Source organism: Citrobacter sp. Cpa228, assembly GCF_030333085.1.
GTDB classification, from domain to species: domain Bacteria; phylum Pseudomonadota; class Gammaproteobacteria; order Enterobacterales; family Enterobacteriaceae; genus Citrobacter; species Citrobacter pasteurii.
In genome coordinates, this window is record NZ_JAOWGQ010000055.1 from 325,697 (window position 1) to 341,591 (window position 15,895).

General features: G+C 52.6%; 10 protein-coding genes and 2 pseudogenes. 3 read left to right on the forward strand and 9 right to left on the reverse strand.

Annotated elements, in window-relative coordinates; genetic code table 11:
- Positions 1-35 precede the first annotated feature (35 nt).
- The 4 genes and pseudogenes from OGX91_RS20115 to glpA all read right to left on the reverse strand — a co-directional run bounded on the left by OGX91_RS20115 (position 36) and on the right by glpA (position 5,212).
- Positions 36-964 (reverse strand): annotated as a pseudogene (locus OGX91_RS20115) (Rpn family recombination-promoting nuclease/putative transposase).
- A gap of 183 nt (positions 965-1,147) precedes the next feature.
- Positions 1,148-2,338, reverse strand: coding sequence for an anaerobic glycerol-3-phosphate dehydrogenase subunit GlpC (gene glpC, locus OGX91_RS20120; RefSeq protein WP_005129406.1), 1,191 nt, complete (start codon positions 2,336-2,338; stop codon positions 1,148-1,150).
- Positions 2,335-3,594, reverse strand: coding sequence for a glycerol-3-phosphate dehydrogenase subunit GlpB (gene glpB, locus OGX91_RS20125; protein WP_155021355.1), 1,260 nt, complete (start codon positions 3,592-3,594; stop codon positions 2,335-2,337). The genes glpC and glpB overlap by 4 nt, the downstream gene beginning before the upstream one ends.
- Positions 3,584-5,212 (reverse strand): anaerobic glycerol-3-phosphate dehydrogenase subunit A, encoded by a 1,629-nt coding sequence (gene glpA / locus OGX91_RS20130; RefSeq protein ID WP_005129398.1) that lies wholly within the window; start codon positions 5,210-5,212, stop codon positions 3,584-3,586. Before glpA ends, glpB begins: the two co-directional genes overlap by 11 nt.
- A 270-nt stretch (positions 5,213-5,482) precedes the next feature.
- Between glpA and glpT the strand changes: the two genes are divergently transcribed.
- Positions 5,483-6,841, forward strand: coding sequence for a glycerol-3-phosphate transporter (glpT, locus tag OGX91_RS20135; RefSeq protein ID WP_155021353.1), 1,359 nt, complete (start codon positions 5,483-5,485; stop codon positions 6,839-6,841).
- Between the two features lie 3 nt (positions 6,842-6,844).
- The gene (gene glpQ, locus OGX91_RS20140) at positions 6,845-7,912 is read left to right on the forward strand and encodes a glycerophosphodiester phosphodiesterase (protein ID WP_188232048.1); all 1,068 of its coding nucleotides are present in this window, start codon (positions 6,845-6,847) and stop codon (positions 7,910-7,912) included.
- 62 nt (positions 7,913-7,974) lie between these two features.
- On the opposite strand, the pseudogene OGX91_RS20145 reads toward glpQ, so the two are convergent.
- The 5 genes and pseudogenes from OGX91_RS20145 to ubiG all read right to left on the reverse strand — a co-directional run.
- Positions 7,975-8,064 (reverse strand): annotated as a pseudogene (locus OGX91_RS20145) (hypothetical protein); the annotation flags it as partial.
- Positions 8,065-8,085: 21 nt separating this feature from the next.
- Positions 8,086-8,340 carry a class I ribonucleotide reductase maintenance protein YfaE gene (gene yfaE / locus OGX91_RS20150; protein WP_005129393.1) on the reverse strand — a complete coding sequence of 85 codons (255 nt, stop codon included), beginning with the start codon at positions 8,338-8,340 and terminating at the stop codon, positions 8,086-8,088.
- Positions 8,340-9,470 carry a class Ia ribonucleoside-diphosphate reductase subunit beta gene (gene nrdB / locus OGX91_RS20155; protein ID WP_003834668.1) on the reverse strand — a complete coding sequence of 377 codons (1,131 nt, stop codon included), beginning with the start codon at positions 9,468-9,470 and terminating at the stop codon, positions 8,340-8,342. The genes yfaE and nrdB overlap by 1 nt, the downstream gene beginning before the upstream one ends.
- 111 nt (positions 9,471-9,581) lie before the next feature.
- Positions 9,582-11,867, reverse strand: a complete 2,286-nt coding sequence (gene nrdA / locus OGX91_RS20160) for a class 1a ribonucleoside-diphosphate reductase subunit alpha (protein WP_286627233.1) — start codon at positions 11,865-11,867, stop codon at positions 9,582-9,584.
- Between the two features lie 487 nt (positions 11,868-12,354).
- Entirely contained in the window at positions 12,355-13,083 is a 729-nt protein-coding gene (gene ubiG / locus OGX91_RS20165; protein WP_005129389.1) for a bifunctional 2-polyprenyl-6-hydroxyphenol methylase/3-demethylubiquinol 3-O-methyltransferase UbiG, read from the reverse strand.
- A gap of 158 nt (positions 13,084-13,241) precedes the next feature.
- Here ubiG and gyrA point away from each other — a divergent pair, with 158 nt between their 5' ends.
- Positions 13,242-15,878: a DNA topoisomerase (ATP-hydrolyzing) subunit A gene (gyrA, locus tag OGX91_RS20170; protein ID WP_188232049.1), complete on the forward strand. Its 2,637-nt coding sequence runs from the start codon at positions 13,242-13,244 to the stop codon at positions 15,876-15,878.
- Positions 15,879-15,895 lie beyond the last annotated feature (17 nt).

Consider the following 15,895-nt stretch of genomic DNA (forward strand, 5'->3'; position numbering starts at 1 on the left):
GTGGCAGGGAAGGTTACAAACCTTCCCTGTCTGACTCACGCTGTGACATCGTCTGGCAATAACCCGGTAATTAACTGAACCAAATCACGATCAATCCCTTGTTCCAGCATCATGCGAGCGATCCTTGTTGCTTCTTCTTGCGTACCTTTTTGTACTCCTTGTTCCAATCCTTGTTGTAACCCTTGTTGCAGCCCATCGTGGTGGCCTTCTTGTCTGAGTCTCTCTGCGATTGTCATCAGCCTCTCCTTGTTATGAGGGGAACGTTCGGCAACTTTATGGATAAATTCGTTGACGTGAGAAACGTCGCCGTACCGTAGCAGATAATTAAATAGCGTCTGTAGCTGGCTGTCATTAGCGGTGCTTGTAACTAATAACGAGACCAGTCGGTCCACTAATCCCATCAAATCGCGATCGCGGATATGTTTTGCATCAACTCAAGCAACGTAACACGCCGATGTTGCGCGATTTCATCGTCAGGAATCACGGTAATGTCGACCAGCGGAAAAGCTTCCGAATAAAGTTGTCGCGCCAGTTGTGGGTTGTCAAATTCATCCAGCCAGTTGAGTGACCAGGGATAGGGGCTTTGTTGACCGTGATAAAACAACATGGGGATCACCAGCGGCAGCGTTTTATTCCCGACATCAAGATGGTGCTGCATCGCAGCGGTGGCATAGCGCATCAGGCGGAATGCCATGTGCTGCACAGCTGTACTCTGATGTTCGATGACACAATAGATATAGCCATCACCTTCGTGGGTTTTTAGCGACCACAATACGTCGGAGTAGTACGCGCGGAGATCCTGTTCGATAAAACTGGTGGACTCCAGCTTCAGCGTTTGCAAATTGCATATCTCACGTAATGTGACGGGGAGGTGAATCTCCAGAAAATCCCGGGCCATCTCAGGATAAGAAATTATCTTTTTAAAAACCGCATCATGCGGTGTGGATGTGGTGGGTATAGCCATGGTAGTCCGTCACCAGAAAGAGAAGATGGCGTGACGGTATCCACTTTTCACAAGCGCTGCATATGAGAAATTGATTCTTTGCGTGGGTGAATCAGAGATAAATACGCCCGACTGCAACGTATTCAAATAAGCGGAACTGGATGCGCAAAAATGCCCGGTAGCAAACACCACCGGGCAACTGAGTTACCCCAACGCTTTGGCGAGCAGGGTAATAGGATGTTCGCAACGCTTACTTGTCGACATCTCAATCTGCCATTTACACGTTTCACAGTCGGTCACGACGATATCCGCGCCGCTTTCTTCAATCTGGCGGAATAGCGGTGCGCCAATTGACTGTGACGTCGGATAGTTTTCCTTTTTGAATCCGTAAGTTCCGGCAATGCCGCAGCATTGTGAATCCAGCACTGTCAGTTCAAGTCCAGGAATTTGTCGCAGCAGTTCCAGCGTGTAGAGCGTCCAGCCCATTTTCTCCATATGACATGGTGTGTGATAGACCACTTTTAGCGGCAGCGTTTTCAGCGGCAACGTTTTCCCTTCGTCCAGCTTGCGCCACAGCCAGCGTGTAGCCAGTTCAATATGGTCGCGCAGACCTGAGTTGTCGACATCCAGCACTTCAGGGTATTCATCACGTAGCGCAAAGGTACAGGTTGAAGAGGTGGCAATAACCGGGATGCCTTTTCCGTCAATCGCTTCTCGCAGTGAAGCCACATTACTTACCGCCTGCTTACGGGCTTTATCGGTGAAACCGTTGGCGATCAGTGGTACGCCACAGCATTTCTCTTTACTCAGCAGTTGTACGCCGGTACCCATCGCGTTCAGCACTTTTATCAGATCTTTACCGAGTTGCGGATGGTTGTAGTTCACAAAGCAACCGTGGAAAAAGGCGACCTGATCCTGATACTGCGCCTGCTGTGCGGCAATGCTGCGATACCAGCGGCGGAAGGTACCGAAGGAGTACTTCGGCAGCGTACGGCGATGATCGATTTTTAGTGCATAATCAAGAAGCTGGCGCACCGGTTTCAGTGAAGTCGCGGTGTTCACGATGGGTGCGAACGGCGTAGAAACACTGCCCATCAAATCGGTATGGCTTAAGACAAAGTTACGTATCGACGGACGCGTCGTGTCGTATTTGGCACGCGCGCGTTGAATGATATCGCCAATTTTGACATCCGAAGGGCAAGCCACTTCACAGCGTTTGCAGTTGATGCAATATTTCAGCGCATCGTCATATAACGCACCATCTTTCAAACGCAGACGTTCACCGTCAGGGCCGGCTTGTTTAGGACCAGGGTAACCTGGGTTGACACGGCTTACCGGGCAGGCAGTGGTGCACACTGTGCATTTGATACAACTTTCAAAACGTGTGTCGCTCATTGCTGTCCTCCTGCACGTTTCGCAATATGATGTGCGGCGTGTAAAGCGCTCACTGCGCACACTCCGCCTCCACAACCCTGGGCGATAGGGTCAAAACCGCCAAGTACCGATCCGATGGCAAACATATTCTCTACTGTTTTTCCTGCAAGCGATGGACGCAGTTCAGCATCGGTGGTTACGCCAAACTGTTGCCACGGTTGTGGATCAAAGACGTCACGCTGATACCACTGCGCACGTGTGGCGGTTTGGTGCACATCCAGACCGAGAATCGGCTCATGAACGGCTTCGCGCGTGGCAACCAGTCCGCTGCTAAAGAAACTGCCGCTGGCGAGCACGGCGAAACGTGGCCGCAAAGGAATATCGGCATGGTTGCGGGTCCAGATTTCGCTGACAACGCTATCCTGACAGGTGATTTTTTTCACTTCATCACCTGGCATCCACACCCCACCCTGGCGTACAAACTGGCGCTGCAATTTGTTATGCAGGCGCATGCCCAGCACTGACGGCGGTAAAGTTGGTAATAACATCAGTGAGCAGGGCAGGCGGTCGTTGAGCCACTTCCAGAGCCGATCGTCAGCCAGGCCGAAACAGGCTGGCATAATTATCATGTCGCAGGTTTTTGCGATTGGCAGCAGGGCGTCATAGAGCAGCGACCATTTATCTTCGTTATCTAACAGACGAGCAATGTTGACGGCGCGAAACTCGGTTGGGTTATCACGCAGGACATCCAGTTCTGGCAAATCGATTTCAGCCGTTTCGACGCTGAGGTTACGCTGGCGCAGTGAGGCCGCGGCAAGGTGCGCCTGGAAATCCAGTAAGCCGCTAATTCCCACCACACAGACACGTTGCGCTGATAACGGCCAGACCGGCACCTCTGCTGAACTAAGCCAGGTTGAACGCAGGGTTCCCAACGGTGTTACACGTTGATGAGCCTGATGAACCTTACCGTGCAAATGTGTTCCGCACTCTTCCAACAGATCCTGCGCCTGCTGCGCCAGTGCCAGTACGGTCTGCGTGCCGATGGTGCTATAAGGATGACCTGGTGCCTGAGTACGCAGCGCATTCAACCCCGCTTCAATGTCGGTTACCGGCTGACCATCAGGCAGGTTGCTGAGCAAATCCAGTGAGCCGGAGGAAAAGTGCAGAGCGCTTTGGCCGCGGGTAACAATCGTGCAGCGCAGTCCGCTTTTTTGCAGTTGCAGGCCGCATAGCAGTCCAGCGAGGCCGCCGCCGATAATGACGGTATCAAATTTCATCCTGGTGCTCCTTTTCCAGACCACACAACCCTTGATAAACCCAGCGAGTGAATTCGCTTTCGCGCAGTGCATCTCCCCAGGCGATAGGCTGCACACCTTTCCAGCGTTCGTTGAGGAAGTCGGAAAGCTGAGTAATGGATTGTGCTGCGGTAGTGACATTAAAACGTTGCAGCAAACCTGCAGCACGACAGGCACACAATTCGCCCTGGCAGGTCCCCATTCCGACGCGGGTACGGCGACGTAAATCGAGCAGACTGTTGACGGTTAGATTCTCGACGGCGTATTGCACTTCGCCTGCGGTGACCGCTTCGCATTCACAGACCAGGCTGCGATGTTGACGGCCTTCGCTCAGCCACGCTGGGGTACGATCCCCATGGCGATAGACAGCCGAACCGCGTAGCGGCGCAGGTAACGAAATAACGCGTTTAAGCGTATGCTCGGTAGATTCCTGTGAGCCAGGCAACGCGGTGTCTGCGGTTGTGCAAGGCTGGGTATTGCCCAGCTTACGGCAAACAGCATCGGTGGCCCATTCCGCCATCAGGCGGTAGGTCATCAGTTTGCCGCCGGTAATGGTGATAAACCCTTCCAGTCCGTCACGCTCTGCGTGATCGAACAGTACAATCCCACGGCTGACGTTACGACCGGTGGGATCGTCGTCGCTGGCCACCAGCGGACGTACGCCGGAGTAGGCGCGTAAAATGCGCGTTTTCGCCATAATCGGCGCCAGTTTCTCGCCTTCACGCAGCAGAATGTCGACTTCTTCTGCGGTGACGCGGTTGCTGTCGATATCATCGTAATCAATGTGCTGCGAGGTGGTACCGATCAATGAGATGGTATCGCCTGGCACCAGAATATCGGCGTCAGACGGTTTACGGCAGCGGTTGATGACATGCTGGTTAATGCGATGATCCATAATCAGCAACGAACCTTTGGCCGGGAACATACGGATGCTCAGATCGGCATATTCTGCAATGCGTTGACCCCAGATCCCGGCGGCGTTGACGACAACCGGTGCATGCAGGGACTGCATTTCGCCCGTCAGATGATTGCGCACGTTAACGCCGCAAACCGTCGCGCCTTCGCGAATCAGTCCTGTCACTTCATGGGCTGTTAAGATAATCGCACCGTGCTCTCGTGCATCCAGCATGTTGGCGGCGGTTAAGCGGAAAGGATCAACCGTGCCGTCCGGCACTTTTACCGCACCAATCAGCTGTGGATTCACGGAAGGTTCGATAATACGTGCCTGATGAGGGTCAATCGCTTCTGCGCGGATGCCTGCATCTTCACAGGCACGTATAAAAGTGGCCTGGAAAGAGAGTTCATCTTCCGGCAGCGTAATAAACAGACCGTCCGTCGGCTCAACACAATGGCGGGCGATACGTTTCAGAATTTGGTTTTCGCTAATGCATTCGCGGGCAGATTCAGCGTCAGTAACGGCGTAACGTGCTCCGCTGTGCAGCAGGCCGTGGTTACGGCCCGTCGCGCCTGTCGCGATATCGTGGCGTTCTACTAAGATGACGCGCAATCCGCGCAGGGCACAGTCGCGTGCGATCCCTGCACCTGTTGCTCCTCCACCAATGATAATCACGTCACTTGTTTGCGAGTCGCGAGTTTTCATTGTTTTTCCTCACAGTTCGTTTTTTATCATTTAGCCACATAAAAAACATGGATTGTTTGATTTCGCGCATAATCGCTCATAATTCGAAAATGAAACGTGATTCCGTGCGCCTTTATGAACATTTGTCATAAATCTGTAACAATATGTGCTGCGTTTCACATTTTTGTTATGTATCTTTCCTTAACATCGCGGCCACACTGGGAGCGGTAGGGTAGTAATGACGAACTGCAGTGTTTACTTCGAATGAAAGACGGCCACGGAGGCTACACTATGTTGAGCATTTTTAAACCAGCGTCACACACGGCGCGTTTACCTGCAGCGGAGATCGATCCGACATATCGTCGATTACGTTGGCAGATTTTTCTGGGGATATTTTTTGGTTATGCCGCGTACTATCTGGTACGTAAGAACTTTGCCCTTGCGATGCCGTATCTGGTTGAGCAGGGGTTCTCGCGTGGCGATCTGGGTTTTGCGTTGTCCGGTATCTCCATTGCTTACGGATTTTCGAAATTCATCATGGGGTCCGTTTCGGATCGCTCGAATCCGCGCGTTTTCCTGCCAGCGGGTCTGATACTGGCTGCGGCAGTGATGTTGTTTATGGGCTTTGTGCCGTGGGCGACATCGAGCATCGCGGTAATGTTTGTGTTGCTGTTCCTCTGCGGATGGTTCCAGGGGATGGGGTGGCCGCCGTGTGGTCGTACCATGGTGCACTGGTGGTCGCAGAAAGAGCGTGGCGGCATCGTTTCCGTTTGGAACTGTGCGCATAACGTGGGTGGCGGTCTGCCTCCGCTGCTGTTCCTGCTGGGTATGGCCTGGTTTAACGACTGGAAAGCGGCGCTGTACATGCCTGCTTTCGGTGCGATCGTCGTCGCGCTGTTTGCCTTTGCGATGATGCGTGATACGCCGCAATCCTGTGGCCTGCCGCCTATCGAAGAGTACAAGAACGACTATCCGGATGATTACAATGAAAAAGCGGAAGAAGAGCTGACTGCGAAGCAGATCTTCATGCAATACGTACTGCCGAACAAACTGTTGTGGTATATCGCTATCGCCAACGTGTTCGTCTATCTGCTGCGTTACGGTATCCTGGACTGGTCACCGACCTATCTGAAAGAAGTGAAGCATTTTGCACTGGATAAATCGTCCTGGGCTTACTTCCTGTACGAGTATGCCGGTATCCCGGGGACGCTGCTGTGCGGCTGGATGTCGGATAAAGTCTTCCGCGGTAACCGTGGCGCCACCGGCGTGTTCTTTATGACGCTGGTCACCATCGCGACGGTCGTTTACTGGATGAACCCGGCAGGCAATCCGAACGTGGATATGGCTTGTATGATTATCATCGGCTTCCTGATCTACGGCCCGGTCATGTTGATCGGTCTGCATGCGCTGGAACTGGCACCGAAAAAAGCGGCGGGGACGGCGGCAGGCTTCACCGGACTGTTCGGTTATCTCGGTGGTTCTGTGGCTGCGAGCGCCATTGTCGGTTACACCGTTGACTTCTTCGGCTGGGACGGCGGCTTTATGGTGATGATTGGCGGTAGCGTGCTGGCGGTTATTCTGTTGGTAGTCGTCATGATTGGTGAAAAACGCCATCACGAAGAGATGCTGCTCAAGCGTAACGGGGGCTAATAGATGAAAACCACATTGAAAAGTCTCAGCGTGGCGCTGATGCTGGCAGGTATGGTTGTGAGCAGTGCGGCGGTTGCCGCAGATAAAATTGTCATTGCGCACCGTGGCGCCAGCGGATATTTACCGGAGCATACGCTGCCTGCGAAAGCGATGGCTTATGCTCAGGGCGCGGATTTTCTGGAGCAGGATTTGGTGATGACTAAGGATGATCATCTGGTTGTCCTGCATGACCACTATCTTGACCGCGTCACCGATGTTGCTGAGCGCTTCCCGGATCGTGCGCGTAAAGATGGGCGTTACTATGCCATCGACTTTACGCTGGATGAGATCAAATCGCTGAAATTTACCGAAGGTTTCGATATCGAAAATGGCAAAAAGGTACAGACATATCCAGGGCGTTTCCCGATGGGTAAATCTGATTTCCGTGTGCACACTTTCGAAGAAGAAATTGAATTTGTTCAGGGATTAAATCATTCAACCGGTAAAAATATCGGTATTTACCCGGAAATGAAAGCGCCGTGGTTCCATCACCAGGAAGGGAAGGATATCGCCGCTAAGACGCTGGAAGTGCTGAAAAAGTACGGGTACACCGACAAGAACGACAAGGTCTATCTGCAGTGTTTTGATGTCGCAGAGTTAAAGCGCATTAAGAATGAACTGGAACCGAAGATGGGGATGGATCTCAATCTGGTACAGTTGATTGCATATACAGACTGGAATGAAACTCAGGAGAAAAAGCCGGACGGCAGTTGGGTGAATTACAACTACGACTGGATGTTCAAACCGGGTGCCATGAAGCAGGTGGCGGCGTATGCGGACGGCATTGGGCCGGACTACCACATGCTGATTGATGAGAAGTCGAAGAAGGGCAATATCTCGTTAACTGGCATGGTGCAGGACGCACATCAGAATAAGATGGTGGTGCATCCTTATACCGTTCGCGCCGATCAACTGCCGGATTACACCACTGACGTAAACCAGCTGTATGACATTCTTTATAACAAAGCGGGTGTTGACGGGCTGTTCACCGACTTCCCCGACAAAGCAGTGAAATTCCTGAATAAAGAGTAATGGCATAAGGCCTGTGATGCACCTCCGGTCACAGGCATTATTGGACGAAACGTGATTAACTGCTAGATAAGGCCGTCTGCTGTCAACGTTTTCCTACATGCCTGCAGGAGAAATAAAGGGCTGCCGTCTATCGGCGGCTCTTTTGCCAGTAACAATTTTTTTCCCGCCTTGCGTTACAGCTCTATTTCAATATCCCCGTTTGCCCGGCAACAGCAGGGCAATATCTCACCCGGCTGAATAAAGGCCAGAGGTTCGGCAATCCAGTCAACCTGTCCCGCCACCAGGCGGGTACGGCAGGAACCGCAGTAACCTGCACGGCACTGATACTCGACTTCAACGTTGTGCGATTCGAGCGCGGCGAGCAGGGAAGGGTGTTCATCCTGGCACAGCAGTTGTGTGCCAGAGATGCGCAGAGTAACGCGGCCCATCAGAGCTGGAAATTACTCAGGTCGTCGGTATCAACTTCGGCGTCGATTTGGCCGACCAGGTAAGAGCTGACTTCGACTTCCTGCGGTGCAACCTGGACGTTATCGGATACCAGCCAGGTATTGATCCACGGGATCGGGTTCGAGCGTGTCTGGAATGGCAGATCAAGGCCAACAGCCTGCATACGGATATTGGTGATGTACTCAACGTACTGGCACAGAATGTCTTTATTCAGGCCGATCATCGAGCCGTCACGGAACAGATAATCCGCCCACTCTTTTTCCTGCAGCGCGGCCTGTACAAACAGGTCATAGCACTCTTGTTTGCACTCTTCGGCAATTTCCGCCATTTCCGGATCGTCCACGCCGCTGCGCAGCAGGTTCAGCATATGCTGGGTGCCGGTCAGATGCAGGGCTTCGTCGCGGGCAATCAGACGAATGATTTTTGCATTGCCTTCCATCAGTTCGCGTTCCGCAAAAGCGAAAGAGCAGGCAAAGCTGACGTAGAAGCGAATCGCTTCCAGCGCGTTAACGCTCATCAGGCACAGATACAGTTTTTTCTTCAGTTCACGTAGGTTGACGACAACCGTTTTACCATTGACCGTATGCGTGCCTTCGCCCAGCAGATGCCAGTAGCTGGTCATCTCGATCAACTCATCGTAGTAGCTGGAAATGCCTTCCGCGCGTTTCTGGATCTGTTCGTTGGTGACGATATCGTCGAACACCACCGCGGGATCGTTCACGATGTTACGAATGATGTGGGTGTAAGAGCGGGAGTGGATAGTTTCGGAAAATGCCCACGTTTCCACCCAGGTTTCCAGCTCAGGGATAGAAATCAGCGGCAGTAGCGCCACGTTCGGGCTACGTCCCTGAATAGAGTCCAGCAGCGTCTGATACTTCAGGTTGCTGATAAAAATATGTTTTTCATGTTCCGGCAGTGCCTGGAAGTCAATGCGGTCACGTGAAACGTCGACTTCTTCCGGACGCCAGAAGAAAGAGAGCTGCTTTTCGATCAGTTTTTCGAAGATGTCATATTTTTGCTGATCGTAGCGGGCGACGTTCACCGGCTGGCCGAAAAACATCGGTTCCAGAAGCTGGTCATTTTTCGTCTGTGAAAAAGTGGTGTATGCCATTGATGTGAATCCTTTGTGGGATGAGCGCCGGAGGCGGTGCAAGCACCTTGTCCGGCCTACAAACCGTGCAATCGTAGGCCGGGTAAGCGTAGCGCCACCCGGCATCATTCATCAGATCTTACATGCGCCGCTTTCGCAGCCATCATCCTGAATGGATGGCACCAAATCGTCCTGAGAATCTTCCGCACCGTCACGGGTGTTCTGATAATACAGCGTTTTGACACCAAATTTGTAGGCGGTGAGCAGGTCTTTCAGTAACTGCTGCATCGGCACTTTTCCTGATGTGAAACGTGACGGATCGTAGTTGGTGTTGGCAGAAATCGACTGATCGATAAATTTCTGCATGATCCCCACCAGTTGCAGATACCCGTCATTGTTCGGCATCTCCCACAGCAGTTCGTACGCGTCGTGCAGGTGTTCGTAGTCCGGCACAACCTGACGCAGAATGCCATCTTTGGATGCTTTAATGCTCACGTAGCCGCGCGGCGGTTCAATGCCGTTAGTGGCGTTGGAGATCTGTGAAGAGGTCTCCGACGGCATCAGCGCGGACAGCGTGGAGTTACGCAGACCGTGGGTCTTAATGGACTCACGCAGTTGCTCCCAGTCCAGGTGCAACGGCTCGTTGGCAATGGCATCCAGATCTTTCTTATAAGTATCGATCGGCAAAATACCCTGCGCATAGGTGGTTTCGTTGAACCATGGGCATGCGCCTTGCTCTTTTGCCAGCTCGTTAGAGGCTTTCAGCAGGTAATACTGAATGGCTTCAAAGGTTTTGTGGGTCAGGTTATTCGCGCTGCCGTCAGAGTAACGCTTACCGTTTTTCGCCAGCCAGTAGGCGTAGTTGATTACGCCAATACCCAGCGTACGACGGCCCATGGCGCCACGTTTAGCGGCCGGAATTGGATAATCCTGGTAATCCAGCAGCGCATCGAGAGCACGCACAGCCAGTACGGCCAGTTCTTCCAGCTCATCCAGGCTGTCGATAGCACCAAGGTTGAATGCGGACAACGTACACAGCGCGATTTCACCGTTCTCGTCGTTCACATCGGTCAACGGTTTGGTCGGCAGTGCGATTTCCAGACACAGGTTGGACTGGCGTACCGGTGCGACAGCCGGATCAAACGGGCTGTGGGTGTTGCAGTGGTCAACGTTCTGAATGTAAATGCGACCAGTAGAGGCACGTTCCTGCATCATCAGCGAGAACAGCTCAACCGCTTTCACGCGCTGTTTGCGGATGCTGTCGTCGTTTTCATATTTTGTGTACAGGCGTTCAAACTCGTCCTGATCGGCGAAGAATGCGTCGTACAGGCCCGGAACATCGGACGGGCTGAACAGCGTGATGTCACCACCTTTCAGCAGGCGGGTATACATCAGCTTGTTGATTTGTACGCCGTAGTCCATGTGACGGACGCGGTTGCCTTCTACGCCACGGTTGTTTTTCAGCACCAGCAGGCTTTCTACTTCCAGATGCCACATCGGGTAGAACAGCGTAGCGGCACCGCCGCGAACGCCGCCCTGAGAGCAGGATTTAACCGCTGTCTGGAAGTGTTTGTAGAATGGGATACAGCCGGTGTGGAACGCTTCACCGCCGCGAATCGGGCTACCCAGCGCACGAATGCGACCCGCGTTGATACCAATGCCAGCACGCTGAGAAACGTATTTTACAATTGCGCTGGACGTGGCGTTGATTGAATCCAGGCTGTCGCCGCACTCGATCAGTACACAGGAACTGAACTGACGGGTTGGGGTGCGCACGCCGGACATGATGGGGGTTGGCAGCGAAATTTTAAACGTAGAAACGGCGTCGTAGAAACGTTTAACGTATTCCAGACGGGTTTCACGCGGGTAGTTAGAAAACAGGCAGGCAGCGACCAGAATGTAGAGGAACTGTGCGCTTTCATAAATCTCACCGGTCACACGGTTTTGCACCAGATATTTGCCCTCTAACTGCTTCACCGCAGCATAAGAGAAGGTCATATCACGGTCGTGCACGATGAACGAGTCCATCTGCTTGAACTCTTCTTCCGTGTAGTCTTCCAGCAGATGATTATCGTATTTGCCCATTTCAACCATTTTCACCACATGGTCGAACAGTTTTGGCGGCTCAAACTCGCCGTAGGCTTTTTTACGCAGGTGGAAAATTGCCAGGCGAGCAGCCAGGTACTGATAATCCGGCGCGTCGCGGGAGATCAGGTCTGCAGCTGCTTTGATGATTGTTTCATGGATATCGGAAGTCTTGATACCGTCATAAAACTGAATGTGGGAGCGCAACTCGACCTGTGAAATCGATACGTTATTCAGTCCTTCTGCCGCCCAATCCAGAACTCGATGGATTTTGTCGAGATTGATGCGCTCTGTACTACCATCACGCTTTGTCACCAGCAGACTCTGATTCATGTGGTTTTTTACCTGTCCGTGAAAGAAAAAATATCCCCCATATTATCCACAGTGCCATGTTGTGACTAAGTCTGTGGATAAATACTATATGTAGGGGTTGTTTGATAAAATAGACGCTATATGGTGAGTATTCTAGTAGGGATTCTTTTCAGCACAAGAGTTGATTTTGAGGTTAAATTGAGGTTGCAAAAGGGTAAGAATCGCTAAGTGCGCGTCTTATAAGGCCTGGCGGGGATGTCAATAATTGAGAAAAAAAATAGAAAATTTGATCGAGTGCTGATTTCTTCATCTAAGGCAAAGAAAGTTCTTATGATCTGGCACAAAAATTGCCCTAAGGCGCCTACTCAGGATCAGTAGGCGATGCGTAATCACGTAGGCTGATAAGCGAAGCGTCATCAGGCGTTAAAGCCCGGAGTCGTGCCGGATGGCGGCGCTGGTGCGCTTTATCCGGCCTACAATCGAGCGTCATCAGGCCATGAGCGCCGGCTTATTCGCTTTTGGCGGTGGTATGCACCATATAGTTCACATCCACGCCGGGGCCCAGTTTGAAGGTGTTGGTAATGGGGTTGTAATGCAGACCAGTCATGTGACGCTCTTTCAGCACAGTCTGGTCAACCCACTGTAACAATTCAGCCGGCTTAATAAATTTTTTCACATCGTGCGTACCTTTAGGCACCATGCGCAGAATATATTCCGCGCCGACCACGGCCATCAACCAGGATTTACCGTTACGGTTGAGCGTGGAGAAAAATACTTCGCCGCCGGGTTTGACCAGTCTGGCGCAGGCTCTGACCACCGACTGCGGGTCTGGTACGTGTTCCAGCATTTCCATACAGGTGACGACGTCATACTGGTGCGCATATTTCTCGGCGTGTTCTTCGACAGTCTCCTGCACATACTCAACATGAATGCCACTTTCCAGCGCATGCAGTTTTGCCACCTGTAAGGGTTCAAACCCCATATCCAGGCCGGTGACCGTTGCGCCTTCACGCGCCATGCTTTCTGCCAGAATCCCGCCGCCGCAGCCGACGTCGAGTACCTTTTTACCAAACAGACCACCTGACCGTTCGGCGATATAGCCCAGACGCAGCGGGTTTATGCGGTGCAGAGGCTTAAATTCACCCTCAAGATCCCACCAGCGCGACGCGACTGCTTCAAATTTGGCAATTTCTTCATGGTCAACGTTGTGAGTTACCGGGGGTTTTTCGGCATTCATTGGGGCTTCTACTCCTAAATTTGCGATGCAAACGAGTATATCAGCCTGACGGGATGAATAAAGCCTCTGTCAGGGGGAATCCATTTACCTGAATCTTCACGTATGTGTTATAATTTGCGACCTTTGAATCCGGGATACAGTAGAGGGATAGCGGTTAGATGAGCGACCTTGCGAGAGAAATTACACCGGTCAACATTGAGGAAGAGCTGAAGAGCTCCTATCTGGATTATGCGATGTCGGTCATTGTTGGCCGTGCGCTGCCGGACGTCCGAGATGGCCTGAAGCCGGTACACCGTCGCGTACTTTACGCCATGAACGTATTGGGCAACGACTGGAATAAAGCCTATAAAAAATCTGCCCGTGTCGTTGGTGACGTAATCGGTAAATACCACCCTCATGGTGATACCGCCGTTTACGACACCATTGTTCGTATGGCGCAGCCATTCTCCTTGCGTTACATGCTGGTGGATGGTCAGGGTAACTTTGGTTCTGTCGATGGCGACTCCGCAGCTGCGATGCGTTATACGGAAATCCGTATGTCGAAAATCGCCCACGAGCTGATGGCTGACCTGGAAAAAGAAACGGTTGATTTCGTCGATAACTACGACGGCACTGAACGCATTCCAGACGTTATGCCAACCAAAATTCCTAACCTGCTGGTGAACGGTTCGTCCGGTATCGCGGTAGGTATGGCAACCAATATTCCGCCGCACAACCTGACGGAAGTGATCAACGGCTGTCTGGCATATATTGACGATGAAAACATCAGCATTGAAGGGCTGATGGAACATATTCCGGGTCCGGACTTCCCGACCGCAGCGATCATCAATGGTCGTCGTGGTATCGAAGAAGCTTACCGTACCGGTCGCGGCAAGGTATACATTCGCGCACGTGCAGAAGTTGAAGCTGACGCGAAAACTGGCCGTGAAACCATCATCGTGCATGAAATTCCGTATCAGGTGAACAAAGCACGCCTGATCGAGAAAATCGCCGAGCTGGTAAAAGACAAACGCGTTGAAGGCATCAGCGCGCTGCGTGACGAGTCTGACAAAGACGGGATGCGCATCGTGATTGAAGTCAAACGCGATGCGGTCGGGGAAGTGGTGCTGAACAACCTCTACTCCCAGACCCAACTGCAGGTTTCTTTCGGTATCAACATGGTTGCGCTGCACCATGGTCAGCCGAAGATCATGAACCTGAAAGAGATTATCGCTGCATTTGTTCGTCACCGTCGTGAAGTGGTTACCCGCCGTACTATTTTTGAACTGCGTAAAGCCCGCGACCGTGCACACATCCTCGAAGCGCTGGCGATTGCTCTTGCCAACATCGATCCGATCATCGAACTGATCCGTCGTGCACCGACCCCAGCTGAAGCGAAAGCGGCGCTGGTTGCTCGTTCCTGGGAACTGGGTAACGTCTCTGCCATGCTGGAACGTGCCGGTGATGATGCCGCGCGTCCTGAGTGGCTGGAGCCAGAATTTGGCGTGCGTGACGGCCAGTACTATCTGACTGAACAGCAGGCCCAGGCGATTCTGGATCTGCGTCTGCAGAAACTGACCGGCCTTGAGCATGAAAAACTGCTCGACGAATACAAAGAGCTGCTGGAGCAGATCGCTGAACTGCTGCACATTCTGGGCAGTGCCGATCGTCTGATGGAAGTTATCCGTGAAGAGATGGAGCTGGTTCGTGAGCAGTTCGGCGACGCACGTCGTACCGAAATCACCGCGAACAGCGCTGACATCAACATCGAAGATCTGATTAGCCAGGAAGATGTTGTCGTGACCTTGTCTCATCAGGGCTACGTGAAATATCAGCCGTTAACCGACTACGAAGCACAGCGTCGTGGCGGGAAAGGTAAATCAGCAGCACGCATTAAAGAAGAAGACTTTATCGACCGCCTGCTGGTGGCCAACACCCATGACACGATCCTCTGCTTCTCCAGCCGTGGTCGTTTGTACTGGATGAAGGTTTATCAGCTACCGGAAGCGAGCCGTGGCGCGCGTGGACGTCCAATCGTCAACCTGCTGCCGCTGGAAGCCAACGAACGTATCACCGCGATTCTGCCAGTACGCGAGTACGAAGAGGGCGTGAACGTCTTTATGGCGACCGCCAGCGGTACCGTGAAGAAAACGGCGCTGACCGAGTTCAGCCGTCCGCGTTCAGCCGGTATCATTGCGGTTAATCTGAACGAAGGCGACGAACTGATTGGCGTTGACCTGACGTCCGGTTCCGATGAAGTCATGCTGTTCTCTGCTGCCGGTAAAGTGGTGCGCTTCAAAGAAGACGCCGTTCGTGCGATGGGGCGTACCGCGACCGGTGTACGTGGTATCAAGCTGGCCGGGGAAGATAAAGTTGTTTCTCTGATTGTTCCGCGCGGTGAAGGTGCCATCCTGACCGTGACGCAGAACGGCTACGGTAAGCGTACCGCAGCGGAAGAGTATCCGACGAAGTCTCGTGCGACGCAGGGCGTTATCTCCATCAAAGTCACCGAACGCAACGGTTCCGTTGTGGGCGCAGTGCAGGTTGAGGATACCGACCAGATCATGATGATCACCGATGCCGGTACGCTGGTGCGTACACGCGTGTCGGAAATCAGCGTGGTAGGGCGTAACACCCAGGGCGTGATCCTCATCCGCACGGCGGAAGATGAAAACGTAGTCGGCCTGCAACGTGTTGCTGAACCGGTTGATGATGAAGAGCTCGACTCCATCGACGGCAGCGCTGCGGAAGGGGACGAGGATATAGCTCCTGAAGCTGAGAGCGACGATGATGCGGCAGATGACGCAGAAGAGTAATTAAGTTGTGATGAGAA

Excerpts from the sequence above, each read along its gene's own strand:
- yfaE (WP_005129393.1), bottom strand. The coding sequence starts at position 8,340 with ATGGGCCGCGTTACTCTGCGCATCTCTGGCACACAACTGCTGTGCCAG.
- nrdB (WP_003834668.1), bottom strand. The coding sequence starts at position 9,470 with ATGGCATACACCACTTTTTCACAGACGAAAAATGACCAGCTTCTGGAA.
- nrdA (WP_286627233.1), bottom strand. The coding sequence starts at position 11,867 with ATGAATCAGAGTCTGCTGGTGACAAAGCGTGATGGTAGTACAGAGCGC.
- gyrA (WP_188232049.1), top strand. The coding sequence starts at position 13,242 with ATGAGCGACCTTGCGAGAGAAATTACACCGGTCAACATTGAGGAAGAG.
- glpB (WP_155021355.1), bottom strand. The coding sequence starts at position 3,594 with ATGAAATTTGATACCGTCATTATCGGCGGCGGCCTCGCTGGACTGCTA.
- glpT (WP_155021353.1), top strand. The coding sequence starts at position 5,483 with ATGTTGAGCATTTTTAAACCAGCGTCACACACGGCGCGTTTACCTGCA.
- glpQ (WP_188232048.1), top strand. The coding sequence starts at position 6,845 with ATGAAAACCACATTGAAAAGTCTCAGCGTGGCGCTGATGCTGGCAGGT.
- glpA (WP_005129398.1), bottom strand. The coding sequence starts at position 5,212 with ATGAAAACTCGCGACTCGCAAACAAGTGACGTGATTATCATTGGTGGA.
- glpC (WP_005129406.1), bottom strand. The coding sequence starts at position 2,338 with ATGAGCGACACACGTTTTGAAAGTTGTATCAAATGCACAGTGTGCACC.
- ubiG (WP_005129389.1), bottom strand. The coding sequence starts at position 13,083 with ATGAATGCCGAAAAACCCCCGGTAACTCACAACGTTGACCATGAAGAA.